Below are 14,271 nucleotides of genomic sequence, written 5' to 3'. Positions count from 1 at the left end.
CGCAGAGCGCAGGCCTCGGGTGGTGCCAGACGGGTCCGGCGACGAGTGGAGCGAAGGCGTTCACAGAGTGACAGGGCGGCGCTGCCGCGTGGTAGGTGACGCAGCCGTGGCGTCGGCGGGGCCAGGATCTTCCGCCTGCTCCAGTGCACTGCCGTGCCGCTGCCAGGTCTGACGCTCACTGGCGCCCCGTGCTTGATCGGGTGACGCAGGCAGGGTGAATTCGAGGCGCCCGACCGGCGCGACCTCCCAGGAGACGCGGGGATGCGGAGGCCCCGGCCCGCTCGCCGAGCTCGACGTGATCGCCTCCGTCCAACCCGCGTTCGACGCCGTCTGGGGCGGGGAGGACGGAATCTACGCCGAGCGGCTCGCCGGGGAGCGCGCACCCTCAACCCCTGCGTTCCGCTGCGGCGTGCCCGGGTGGCGGTCGCCTTCGGCTCCGACGCCCCCGTCGCCCGGCGGCCTCGTTGCTGGCGGCCGTCGGCGCCATGAGTGCCGACAGGAACAAGCCACTGGCAGCTTCTGCCACCGACGCCGCCAGGTCGAGCGAGCCCCTGACCGGAAGTCCGCCGCCCGCCCCGGGTTCCCACCCCGTGGCGGACGGCAGGTGATCACGCTCCGTTCGAACCGACCGACCGAGTGGCTGCCTGCGTGTATGCCACATCCACACAACCACCTGCCGCAGCGGCAGAGTGCGACCATCGGTCACGGGATCGGCGTCCCACGGGCGCGTTCTTGACCGGCCGCCGGTAGGAGCCTGTGTGAGGGATGCAGCTTCTTGTGGCCCGTGATGCCGGTTCCGGGAGCACTCCAAGGTGGCTGAAAGGTCACCAACAGGTCTCCCAGGGCGTGCTGCACGTCACACCAACCGTGCTCGTTCTTGTCCCTTGTTGTGCCTATAAGTGCTACTGGTTGTCCGCTCCTTGGCCTGGCTAGCGTTGCCTGCGCTCACATGATCTTTACAAGATCTTGGATTCGTGGGGGGCGGGGATGGCGGAGCGAGGGCATCGCTGGAGAGGGCGGCGGGGGGCGGTGACGGCCGCCGCGGCACTGCTGGCATTGGCGGGCATCACCACAGAGGCAGCCGTGGGCGCCGGCGCGGCGTCTGCGACCGGAGGCGGCGAGCAGGCCGAGGCCCGCGAGGCAGCCTCCAGTGACCCGGCCGACGAGGCGGCACGCGGGAAGGAGTTCTGGGAGGACGACGTCCTTCCCGCCACAACGGCAGAAGAGCAGGCTTCGAAAACGGCGGTCGCATCAGGACAGCGGGTCGAAGTCGCAGACCTGACCACGGCCACCACCGCGGTGTACGCCAACCCCGACGGCACCTTCACCGCCGAGACCGCCACTTCCGCCGAACGCGTACTGAAGGACGGCAAATGGACCGCGGTCGACACCACGCTGCTCCAGCGGCAGGACGGCAGCCTGGTCCCCCGCGCCGCGCAGGACATCGCGCTGTCCGGGGGTGGCAGCGACGCTCCACTGGCGCGGATGGCGATCGGCGGCAGGCAGTACGCCCTGTCCTCCCCCTGGCCACTCCCGAAACCCGAGGTCCAGGGATCCGCCGCCGTGTACCGTTCGGTGCTCCCCGACGTGGACCTGGCCGTGCAGGTGCACCCCGACGGGTTCACCTATCACCTGGTGCTCCACACCCGCGAAGCCGCCGCCGATCCCGCCCTGAGAACCGTCCGGTTCCCCGTGCACACCCAAGGGCTGTCCGTACGGGCGGGCGATGCCGGAACCGCCACGCTCGTCGACGCCGGTGGTCACGCGGTCATCTCCAGCGGTTCGGCGCTGATGTGGGACGCAGGCACCTCCTCGGCGCCGGCCCGGCGGGCCGCCGTACGGGACTCCGCCGAAGGCCAGGATCCGCTGGACGTGGCGGACACCCTCAGGCCGTCCGCCACGTCCCGCACGAGCGTGGCGGACACCGACGCCTCCGACGAGGCGCTGTCGATCGTCCCGGACCAGGACTTCCTGACCGACGACGCCACGGTCTTCCCCGTCGTGCTGGACCCGCCCGCGGTCAAGGCAGCCCTGACCGGCTGGACGAGCCTGTGGTCCAACTCGCCCGGCACCAGCTTCTGGAAGACCAAGCACGCTCTCGGCGTCGGCTACGACGCCTACGTCGACAACAAGAAGGCCCGCTCCCTCTTCCAGTTCGACACCCGCAGGGTGGCCGGGAAGAAGATCCTGAACGCGACGTTCACCCCGTACGCGATCTGGTCGGCGAACTGCGACAAGAAGAACATCGACCTGTGGCGCACCAGCCAGATCTTCTCCTCGACCACGTGGAGCCGCCCGCCGAAGTGGTCGGCGAAGGTGGACACGGTCTCCGCCGCCAAGGGACACTCCTCGGACTGCCCCGACGGTGACATCGAGTTCGACGCCACCGCGGCCGTCGCCCACACCGCCAAGGCCAAGGACACCCTCACCACGCTCGGCCTGCGGGCCGACGAGGACGACCCGATCGCGTGGAAACAGTTCATGTCGCCGCTCGATCCCGACGCGACTTCCACCAGGGCGCCCCGGCTGTCGATCACCTACGTGACCCCGCCGAACAGCAAGCCGTCGTCGGTGAAGATGTCCGACCCGAAGGTCTCCTGCTCGGCCTCCACCGCCCCGGCCGTCATCCGGGACGCTACGCCGCGGCTCACCGCCACTCCCACCTCCAGCGACGCATCCAACGCCTCCCTGCGCCCGAACTTCGAGCTGTACAAGGGCACCAGCACATCCCCCACGTCCCTGAAGCCGACGACCTGGACCGCCAGCGGCACCGCCGGCACCGCGGTCACCTCGACCCTGGAGGAGGGCGCCACCTACAAGTTCCGCGCCCGCACCGAGTACCGGTACACCTACAACGGGGCGACCGGCTACCTGTACGGCCCGTGGTCCGGCTACTGCTACTTCAAGGTCGACTCCAAGGGGCCGCCGACGCCGACGGTGACCTCCGCGGTGTACCCCGAGTGCGCGGGCACCGTCTGCGACACGGCCGACCCGGAGCACGGAAGCGTCGGCATGACCGCCGCGTTCAAGGTCGCGGCAGGGGCGAGCGACGTTCGCCGCTACGACTGGTGGCTCAACGGGGTCAAGCTCGGCAGCAAGACCTTCACGGCCAACACCTCCTCCTACGAGATCGAGGCGGCACCGGACAAGCGGCTGACCAACACCCTTCGTGTGCAGACGTTCGACGGCGCGGGCAACCCCAGCCCGACCTACGACTACCTGTTCAAGGTGGCCAAGGGCGCCGACCCCGTGGCCCAGTGGTCACTGGACGACGGCACCGGCACCACCGCGACGGACACCTCGGGCGGCGACCACCCGCTGACCCTCAGCACCCCGAACGCCTGGACAAACAAGGCCCGACTCGGCGGCGGCCTGCAGGGCAACGGCACCAGCGTCTTCGGCTCCGCCCCGCCCCCCGCGGAGACAACCAACAGCTTCACCGTCTCCGCCTGGGCGCGGCTGGGCGCCAAGGGCCACGCGTCCACCGTCATCAGCCAAAAGAGCAGCTTCCAGATCGCCTACTCACCCACCCAGGACCGCTGGACCTTCAGCCGGTACTCGGCCGAAACCGGCTCCACCAGCGTCGCCCAGTCCCGGAAGCCGCCCGTCGTCGGCGCGTGGACCCACCTGCTGGGCGTGTACGACCAGAACAAGAAGCAGATCCGCTTCTACGTCAACGGGCAGCTCCAGGCGACCGCCGCCTCCACCACCACATGGGGCGCACCGGGCTCCTTCCAGGTGGGCCGCGTAAACGCAGGCGGCACCCACACCGACTACTTCGAAGGCCAACTCGACCAGGTCCAGGTGTGGAACCGGGTGGTCTTCGACAACGAGCTGTGGGCCATCGTCAACGCGGAAAACCCGTCCACGGGCCACACCCAGGCCGCCCTGCTCGGCCACTGGACCGTGGACGAGACCACCGGCACCATCGCCGCCGACAGCTCGGGCCGCGGCAACACTCTGACCCTCCAGCCCGGCGCCACCTTCACTCCCACCGACGATCCCGCCCACGGCAACGTCCTCAACCTCGACACCGCCCTGGAAGGCCACGCCACCGCGCCCGCGGTGCTGGACGACGCGGGCAGCTTCACGGTCGCCGGATGGGTGAACCTCGCCGCGCAGTCGGCCCTGGAGGACATCGCCGTCGCCCACTCGCCCTCCGTCTTCGCACACCCCGGAGCCCAGCGCAACGCCTTCCGGCTGTGGTACCGGCAGGAAGCCGGACAGACCGTGGGCGACTGGAACTTCGGCCTGTTCGGCACCGACGCCATCGGCGGCCCCGCCTACCAAGTGGCCTCCGACGAGGTGAACCCGCCCGGCGGCTGGGTGCACGTGGCAGGGGTGTACGACGCGGTCACCCAGTCGGCCAAGCTCTACGTCACCGGCCAGCGCCAGGGAGACGAGGACGGCGTCCACGTCGCCGACACCTTCCAACCCACCGGACCGCTGACCATCGGCCGCGCACGCCGCCACGACACCGGAACCTTCGGCAACCACCTGCCCGGCCAGCTCGACGACCTGCGCGTCTACACCGGCGTGCTGTCCGAGGCGGAGATCACCCAGTTGGCCACCGTCGACGAACCCCCGGTGCCCATCGAGTAGCCCTGACCCGCCCCCCGAGCGCCCCCTCTCGACCGCGGCGGCGTGCCGGAGACAACACCGGCACGCCATGCCGCCCTCAACATGCGGAGACCCCCCGTGTCCAGGCACACCTCAGTGCTGCTCGACTGGGCATGGCGCAAGGCAAGTCGGCGCCGTATGGCCGCTCTCGCCCTGCCCGTGTCCGTGGCCATCACCGCCAGCCTGCTCAGCGCCGCCCCGCCGCCCTCGGCCACCGAGCGCGCCCACAGCGCCCTGCAAAAGCCCGAGTACGGCAAGGCCGAGCCCTTCGACCCGCGGATCACGAAGACCAACGATCCCACCGAAGCGGCCGCCAGGAGGACGCAGGCCAAGGCTACCGGGAAGGTCACCTGGCCCAGCCCGGCAGCAGTGAAGGTCGCCCTGCCGAATGCCCCGCGAGAGCAGGCGAAGGCCCCCGGCCTGCCCATCACCCTGGCGCGGACCACCGGCACCCCTGCCACCTCCACGGCGCGCTCCCGCAGCACCGCCGCCCCCGACCAGGCCCGCATCCAGGTCCTGGACCGCAAGGCCACCCGCACACTCGGCGTCGACGGCCTGGTCCTCACCGTCGCACGTGCCGACGGTGACACCGACGCCGCGAGCCTGGGCACCACCGTCGACTACAGCGGCTTCGCGGACGCCTACAGCGGCAACTGGTCCTCCCGGCTGCGCCTGGTGCAGCTGCCCGCCTGCGCCCTGACCACCCCCGACAAGCCGCAGTGCCGCCGCACGACACCGATCGCCTCCTCCAACAACACCGAGGACAAGACGGTGACCGCCCAGGTCACCACCCCGGCGGCGCGCTCCGTCGACTCCGGAACGACCGTCCTCGCGCTGTCCGCCGCAGCCGGCTCGGACCAGGGCACCTACGAGGCGACCCCGCTGTCGCCCTCCTCCACTTGGGCCGCGGGCGGCTCCAACGGCGACTTCACCTGGAACTACCCGCTGGATGCCCCGCCCGCCCCGGCGGGCCCTTCCCCCAGCCTGTCCATCGGCTACTCCGCCCAGAGCGTCGACGGCCGCACCTCCGCCACCAGCGCCCAGCCCTCCTGGATCGGCGAGGGCTTCGACCTGACCGCGTCCTACATCGAACGCTCCTACGCCACCTGCGAGGACGACGGCCAGGACAAGAAGTTCGACCTGTGCTGGAAGGAGCACAACGCCTCCCTCGTCCTCAACGGCAAGTCCACCCCGCTGGTGAAGGACCAGACCACCGGCGAATGGCACCCCAAGAGCGACGACGGCGAACGGGTCACCCTCGGCACCGGCGCCCCCAACGGCGACGACGGGGACACCGACGACAAGGGCGAGTTCTGGACCGTCACCTCCACCGACGGCACCCAGTACGTCTTCGGCAAGAACCGGCTCCCCGGCTGGACGACGGGCAAGCCCGAAACCGACTCCGTGTGGACCGTACCCGTCTTCGGCGACGACTCCGGCGAACCCGGCTACTCCAGCGGCGACACCTTCGGCGCACGCGCCAAGACCCAGGCCTGGCGGTGGAACCTCGACTACGTCGTGGACCCCCACGGCAACGTCATGACCTACTGGTACGACAAAGAGATCAACCACTACGCCAAGAACGGCACCACCGGCAACGGCACCGCCTACACCCGAGGCGGCCACCTCAAGCGCATCGACTACGGCCAGCGCAGCGACACCGTCTTCTCCACCACCCAGCCCGCCGCCGCCCGTGTCACGTTCACCGTCGCCGAGCGCTGCCTGCCCAAGACGGGCGGGGAGACCTGCACCTCGCTGACCGAAGCCAACCGCAACGCCTGGCCGGACGTCCCCTTCGACCAGATCTGCAAAGCCGACACCCCCTGCACCGACCAGCCCGCACCCGCCTTCTTCTCCCGCAAGCGGCTCACCGACATCACCACCCAGGTCTACAAGGGCACCGGCACCGGCGCGGACACCGACTACCGGAACGTCAACACCTGGCACCTGGAGCATTCCTTCCCCGACCCGGGCGACGGCTCCGACGCCGGACTGTGGCTGGAGTCCATCCAGCGCACCGGCAAAGTCGGCACCGACGCCAAACTGCCGCCGGTGACGTTCAGCGGCGTCCAGATGCACAACCGCGTCGACAAGGTCGGCGACGACGTCGCACCGTTCATCAAGTGGCGCGTGCGCACCATCACCTCGGAGACCGGCTCCAAGCTCACGGTGAACTACTCCTCCGAGCAGTGCCTGGCCGACACCAACATCCCCGCCCGACTGGACGACAACACCAAGCGCTGCTACCCGGTCAAGTGGATCCCCCCGTCCAACCCGACCCCCGGCGAGAACCCCCAGCCGCGCACCGACTGGTTCCACAAGTACGTCGTCACCCAGGTCACCGAGTCCGACCCCACCGGCGGCGCCCCACTGAAGCAGACCGACTACACCTACCACGACGACGGCGCCTGGGCCTACGACGACGAGTCGCCCATCACCCCGGCCAAGTACCGCACCTGGGGCATCTGGCGCGGCTACCAGAAGGTCACCACCACGGTCGGTGAGCCCTCCGGAACCCAGTCGAAGACCACCGCCCTCTACTACCGCGGCATGAACGGCGACAAGCAGTCCGACGGCACCACCCGCGAGGAGACCGTCACCGACTCCAAGGGCACGGCGAAGACCGACTCCGAGCAGTACGCCGGGCAACTGCGCGAGGAGATCACCTACAACGGCGCCAACGGCGGCGAGGTCTCGGCGACCATCCACACCCCCTGGTCCCGCACCTCCGCCACCGACAAGCACTCCTACGGCACCGTCCACGCCTACATGGTGCGCACCGCCGGCACCGTCACCCGCACCGCCCTCAACGGCGGCGGCGAGCTGACCTCCACCAAGACCACCACGTACGACCCGGTCAGCGGCCTCCCCGTCAAGGAGGAGATCGACGCCGCCGGGGAGAAGGACTGCACCCTCACCGAGTACGCCACCAACACCGACGCGTGGATCCTGTCCCTGCCGAAGAGGATCGAGAAGGTCTCCGTCGGCTGCGACGCCACCCCCCGGCGCACGGGTGACCCGAAGACCACCGACGTCATCTCGGACATCCGCTCCTCGTACGACGGGCAAGCCTGGGGCAAGGCCCCCACCAAGGGCGACGTGACCCGGGTCGAGCGCGTGACCGGCTACACCAACGGCACCGCCCAGCTCCAGACCACCAGCACCGCCGCCTACGACGCCCTCGGACGCCAGACCGACGGCTACGACGCCCGCGGCATCCGCCGTACGCACACCGAGTACACCCCTGCCGCCGGCGGCCCTCTGACCAAGACGGTCGAGACCAACGCGCTCAACCACACGGTCACCACGGACATCGCCCCGGACTGGGGCGTGCGCACCTCCACCGTCGACGCCAACGGCAACCGCACCGAACTCGCCTACGACGCGCTCGGCCAGCTCACCGACGTCTGGCTCGCCGACCGCGACCGGGCCGCCAACCAGGCACCCAACTACAAGTTCGAGTACAAGATCTCCAACACCGCCGCCTCATGGACGGCCAGCAAGTCCCTCAACAACGACGGAACCACCTACCAGACCTCCTACGCCATCTACGACGCGCTGCTGCGGCCACGGCAGAGCCAGTCCCCGGCGGCCAGCGGCACCGGCCGGGTCATCAGCGAGACCAAATACGACACCCGCGGCCTGGCGGTCGAGACCTCGGCCGACTACATCGACACCACCGGCCCCTCGGGCCAGCTCGCCACGCTGCTGACCGCCGCCCCCGCCGGCACCGAGACCGTCCACGACGGAGCCGGCCGCCCGACGGTGGAGAAGATCCTCACCAAGGGCAAGGAGCACTCGCGCACCACGCACACCTACGACGGCCACTCCACGCTCGTCGAACCGCCGACAGGCGCCCCCGCCGTGCGGGAGACGGTGGACGCCCGCGGCCGGCTCCTGGAGAAGCTGGAGTACGACGGCAACAAGGTGAGCACGAAGTTCACCAAGCTCACCTACGACTACGACCACGCGGACCGTCTCACCCAGGTCAAGGACAGCGACGGCAACACCTGGGCCTACGGCTACGACTTCCTCGGCCGCAAGACCACCACCAGCGACCCCGACTCCGGCGCCAGTTCCTCCACCTACGACGACCTCGACCAGGTCATCGACACCACCGACGCCCGCGGCAAGACCATCGGCTACACCTACGACATCACCGGCCGCCCCACCGGCCGGCTCGACGGCAAGGTCCCCGTCGTCGACGGCAAACCCGCCCCCGAGGACGCGAAGTACCTCGCACGCTGGACCTACGACTCCATCGCCAAGGGCCAGCTCACCTCCGCCATCCGCTACGTCGGCGGAAAGACGGGCAACGTCTACGCCATCACCAACGCCAAGTACGACAAGGCCTACCGCGTCCTCAGCGAGCAGTACACGATCAGCCGAGCCGAAGGCGACCTCGCCGGAACCGGCACCTACACGATCACCAACTCCTACAACATCGACGGCACCCTGCAAAAACGCACCATCCCCGCCATGGGCGGCCTCGGCCAGGAAGTACTGGAATACGGCTACACCGCCCAACGCCAACCGGACACACTCAAGGGCCTCACCGGCATCGTCCAGAACACCGACTACCTGCCGGCCGGAGAGCGCATCCGCACCACCCTCGGCGTGTCCACAACGGCGTCATGGACCGAGATCAACCGCACCTACGAAGACGGCACCAAGCGCCTGGCACGCCAGACCGTGGTCTCCGAAACCCACTCCGGGACGGACACCGACACCCACTACCGCTACGACCTCGCCGGCAACCCCGTCGAGATCGAGGACAAGTCCACCAGCCCCACCGACCGGCAGTGCTTCACCTACGACGGCCACCGCCGCCTGAGCGCGGCCTGGACCACCACGGCCGACTGCACCACCACCCCCAGCACCGCCAACGTCGCCGGCCCCGCCCCCTACTGGCAGTCCTTCACCTACGACACCGCCGGCAACCGCAAAACCGCCACGAACCACCTCGCGGCAGGCGGCCCGGCCACCACCACCTACACCTACAAAACAGCCGACCAGCCCCGCCCCCACGCCCTGGCCTCCACCGAGACCAAGCAGGCCAACGGCACCGTCACCGCCACCACCGCCTACACCTACGACGCCTCGGGCAACACCGCAACCCGCACCCTCGGCGCCAAGAAGCAACAGCTCGAGTGGAACCTCGAAGGCCGCCTCGAAAAGGTCACCGAGGCGGACAACACCACCACCGCATACCTCAACGACGCCGACGGCAACCGGCTCATCCGCCGGGACAGCACCGGCACCACCCTCCACCTCGGCGAAACCGAACTACGGCTCGACAAGGCAACCGGCACAGTCCGGGCCACCCGCTACTACAGCCACGCCGGCGAGACCATCGCCGTACGCACACCCACAGGTTTGACCTGGCTCGCCGGCGACCACAACGGAACCGCCAGCCTCCAGATCCACGCCACCACCCAAACCCTCACCCGCCGCCGCACCATGTCCTTCGGCGAAGACCGCGGCGAAGCGACCAAGGCATGGGTCGGTGACCGAGGCTTCATCGGCGGCACCCAGGACCCCACCGGCCTCACCCACCTCGGGGCCCGCGAATACGATCCCGCCACCGGCCGCTTCATCAGCGTCGACCCCGTCGCCGACCTCACCGACCCCCAACAGATCAACGGCTACGCCTACAGCAACAACAACCCCGTCACCTTCGCCGACCCGGACGGCAAATTCTTCGACGCCCTCACCGCCATCATCACCGGTATCGTGCAAACCGCCGCCGCGGTGATCAACCACAACCACTCGAGCAGCAGCAGGTCCCGCTCGTCCGGAGGCACCTCCGGAGCGGGCAGCGCCAACTACGCCTCGGCAAGTAGCAGCATGGGTTGTCCCTTCGGCGCATTCATCTGCATCAACAGAGAACCCTTCAGCCCTCGGAAACTGGGCTCTACTGCCAAGGGATTCCTCGGCGGTGCAGTAGGGAAGCTCCTGGACGGCGCGGAGCAGGCGAGCGAGCCTACGTGCTGGTTCAGTGTCTTCGACTGCAACATCAGCGACAAAGGCTGGTACGAAAGCTTCATAAGGAAGCTCGGCTTCGACACCAACTCCGACGCATACAACGCCGGACAGGATTTCGGCGACGGCTTGATGCTCTTCGGGTTCGGAGGCGGAGCCAAGGGCATGTTCAAGGGCTTCGGCGACTTGGCGGAAGCGGCCAAGAAAAAGGCCAAGAAGAAGTCTGACGAGGCGCCCGGGATCACATGCAAGAAATGTTTCCTGGCAGGCACCGACGTCGAGATGGCCGACGGATCGACCAAGAACATCGAAGACATCAAACTCGGCGACGAGGTGCTCGCCACAGACCCCAGAACCGGCGAGACCGGCCCTCGAAGGGTCACCCAACTCATCATCACCGAGGGCGACAAGCGCTTCAACGAACTGACCATCGCCACCCAAACTGGCGACAGCAAGCTCATAGCCACACACGAACATCCGTTCTGGGTCCTCTACGAGGAGCGATGGGTCGACGCCGGCGAACTGAAACCCGGCACGACCCTACTGACAGACAACGGAGCCGTGGCCACCGTACGGGCCAACCACGCCTACACCAAGCACGCACGCACCTACAACCTCACGGTGGATGGCCTCCACACGTACTACGTGCTTGCGGGCAAGACACCGATCCTGGTTCACAATGCAAATTGCGGTCCGTCCCTGAAGCACCTACAAAAGGACTATCCCCGGCGCACAGTGGGGATTCTTGACGTCGGGGTCGATCAGCTTCCGATGATCAGTGGTCCAGGCGGACAGTCGGGGCTTCTCAAGAAACTTCCGGGCAGAACCAAAGCCAATGCAGAGCACGTGGAGACGCATGCGGCAGCGTTCTTGCGTATGAATCCAGGCATCAGAAAGGCCGTGCTCTATATCGACTATCCGACGGGGACGTGTGGAACGTGTAGAAGCACCTTGCCTGACATGCTTCCCGAAGGTGTTCACCTATGGGTGATATCACCGCGGAAGACTGAAAAATTCGTCGGGCTTCCTGACTGATAAAGGAATGGGGCTCGGCGGCCGATCCAAATGGATCGGCCGCCGAGCCATGGTTTTGCTATTTACCAGGGGAGTGGCTCATCGGTTGTGCTGTCCTGAATCTTGATGTATGAGCGCCACTTGATTCCTGGAAGATTGTCCGCCCAGGCGAGATTATCTTGGGCGACCGCCGCCAGAGTGACGTCTTGGCCAGCCTCGGGGTCATCGCTCGGGTGCACGAGAGCCAGCCAGTTCTCGCCTGAGACGATATGTGAATTATGGGCTGGCCAGTTCCAGGCAGGGAAGGGGAAGTTGGTACTTCCTTTCTGAGACCAGAGCCAATCTGCTTGTACTCCTTGCGCGACTTTCGTCACGGGAGCACTCAGGATGGCTTCCAGGACTGTGGCGTGAATGAGAAATTCTGAGAGTCGCTCGCCAGTCCGCTTCCAGGGAGCCGGTTCGTCAGATGGCTCTCGCTCGTACACAGGGTGGTCCTCATCATTCGGGTCAAATGCCCAAATCCAAGTCCCCTGATTTTCAACCCAGAACGGAATTTTCCCGTCCTCTGCCGCAAGGTCTGGGAGGGGGATAGCATAGTTGTGTGAAGTGATGATCTCGCCCCACTGGGCGGAGATCTTATGCCACTCAACAAGCTCCTTGGGTGTTTCGGGTGTCGCTTTCAATCTCGCACTAGATGTTTTTGGGGTGCCGTACCATTCCCGCAGAAATCGCAGCAAGCCCTGTTTGTCCGTGGGGTTGAGAGAGCTCATGTGAGACATTATGTGCTATCCGGCAGGCGTCGACGCGGCTTGATCTGCAAAGTGTCTTCGCGCCGGGCCCGCCGTCGGGCACCTTACCGTCCTCGGGGGCCGGGGCCGGGGCCGGGGCTGGCGCCGGGGTGGGCTGGGTGGGCGGGGTCTTGTTCTTCCTGCGCGAGGGGAGTGGGGGTGTCATGTGTGGTTGTCGTCCCCGGTGATCGCTTCGCCGATGTTTCCGCCCGCGACCACGGAACGCTCCGGCGCCGCCGGCGCGGTGCCTGCCGGTCCGGTCGGGGCCGTGCCCGTCCAGGTGCTGCCGGTCGCTGGCGGGGAGGGTGTCTGCGTGGTGAGGTGGTTGTGGTTGCCGGTGACGGCGCGGCCGATGCTGCTGCCGGCCGTCACCGACCGCGTGCCGGGGTTCGTTGGCGCAGCGCTGCCCGGCCCCGTCCCGGTGTCCGGCCCCGGCCTCGTTCCGGCGCCCGGGCTCGTCGTGGTGCCCGGGTCTGGGGCTGGTGGTGGCGGGGTGGTGGGTGTGTGGTGCAGGGCGTGGACCGCGACGGCCAGGCCGGCGAGTGCGGCGATGCTGCCGGTGATGCCCGCGACCTGTCCGGCTGTATCCAGGTCGACCGCCACCACCAGGGCGATCAGTCCCGCTGAGACCAGGCCGCACACCGCGGCAACGACCCCTGCTATGCGTGTTCTCCCCACCATGCCCTCCATGCTGCCGGGCCGACCGTTCGCATGTCCGGGCAACCGCACACCGGCCGCGTCACAACCACGCAACACAGCGGAACGAGCCCGTCGAGCCGCAACCGCCCCGACGGCCGACCGCTGCCCCGCCCCACTCCGCTCACGGCTCACCACCCCCGCCACCGCGGCGGCGACCGCCGACCCGGCCGACCGGCGACCCGTTCGCCCCCTCGTCCCAGCGCTCAGTCGAAGAGTCCGAGCCTGTCCAGGAGGTGGAACTGCTCAGGTGTGAGGTGTTGGCGTCGGGTGCGGGTGTTGCTGCGCCAGATCCCGAGCCGGACGGTCACTTCCTGCCCGCCTCCGCCCTCGTCTCCGTTTCCGTTGGTTGTCCAGGTTTCTGTGTGTCCGCGTGGGACGCGTGTGTGTCCTTCCCGGTCCCGGAACCGCCGCAGCGCCTGGACGCCCCGCTGGAAGGCGTCGGTGCCGCTGGTGCGGCCCTTCCCGCCGCTCGCCGCGCTGCCCTTTCCGCCGTTCGCTGCCGTCGCCCCGTCCGCGGTCTGCTGTCCGGGAACGGGTTGGACGCCGAGCTGTTGCAGGCGTTCGCGCTGCCCGGGTTGGAGTTTGGTCCACACGGCCGGCTGCCGCTGTCGTTCCAGCCACCGCCCGACGTCGACGCCGCCGACGGTGACCCCGGGCAGGACCTCCGCGAGTGTGGCTCCGCCGTCGAGGCACTGGCGGAGCATGGCGTAGTGGCGTTGCCAGTCGATCGGCCAGGCCGGCCGCCAGTCCGGGTCCAGCGCGGCGAGCTGCGCCGCCCGGCGCGCGGCCCGCTCGGGGTCCTTGCCGAGCCCGCCTTCGCGTCGCAGGTTGGACAGCAGCACGCCGATCTGTTTGCCGAGGGCGGTGGCGTCTCTGGGTGCGGCGAGGGTGCCGTGCTGGTCCGCGTAGGCGGCCAGGGCCGCGAGGTTCTCCTCCCACGCCAGCTCTTCCGCGGACCAGACCATGCCCAACGCCTCGAGTCGGCGTACTCGCAGTCCGGTCATGGTTCCGGCCGCGTACGCGGTGCGCTGATCGTGGATCCACCGCCCCAGTGGGTACTGCGTCTGCGGGTCGGTGAACCCGTACGGCACCAAAAGGTTCCCGGTGCGCTGCCGGTAGCGCCGCGCCGCGGCGTAGCCGCGCCGCCAGTCGGTGCGTTCGAGGTCGA

General features: G+C 68.4%; 5 protein-coding genes. 2 read left to right on the top strand and 3 right to left on the bottom strand.

What is annotated here, in order from left to right; all coding sequences use genetic code 11:
* Positions 1-1,083: 1,083 nt before the first annotated feature.
* Positions 1,084-4,602: a LamG-like jellyroll fold domain-containing protein gene (locus ACYVO2_RS34805; protein WP_461012106.1), complete on the top strand. Its 3,519-nt coding sequence runs from the start codon at positions 1,084-1,086 to the stop codon at positions 4,600-4,602.
* Between the two features lie 156 nt (positions 4,603-4,758).
* Positions 4,759-11,637 (top strand): polymorphic toxin-type HINT domain-containing protein, encoded by a 6,879-nt coding sequence (locus ACYVO2_RS34800; protein ID WP_461012123.1) that lies wholly within the window; start codon positions 4,759-4,761, stop codon positions 11,635-11,637.
* A 62-nt stretch (positions 11,638-11,699) separates the two neighbouring features.
* Here ACYVO2_RS34800 and ACYVO2_RS34795 read toward each other — a convergent pair whose 3' ends face one another.
* The 3 genes from ACYVO2_RS34795 to ACYVO2_RS34785 all read right to left on the bottom strand — a co-directional run.
* Positions 11,700-12,386 carry a hypothetical protein gene (locus tag ACYVO2_RS34795; RefSeq protein ID WP_461012105.1) on the bottom strand — a complete coding sequence of 229 codons (687 nt, stop codon included), beginning with the start codon at positions 12,384-12,386 and terminating at the stop codon, positions 11,700-11,702.
* 180 nt (positions 12,387-12,566) lie between these two features.
* Positions 12,567-13,085 (bottom strand): hypothetical protein, encoded by a 519-nt coding sequence (locus ACYVO2_RS34790; protein WP_461012104.1) that lies wholly within the window; start codon positions 13,083-13,085, stop codon positions 12,567-12,569.
* A gap of 221 nt (positions 13,086-13,306) precedes the next feature.
* The coding region (locus ACYVO2_RS34785; protein ID WP_461012103.1) for a helicase associated domain-containing protein at positions 13,307-14,271 on the bottom strand (965 nt) is incomplete at its 5' end.

It is taken from the genome of Streptomyces capparidis (genome assembly GCF_054782095.1).
The sequence above is the reverse complement of the archived record's forward strand: the minus strand, read 5'-3'. Positions and strand labels throughout refer to the sequence as shown.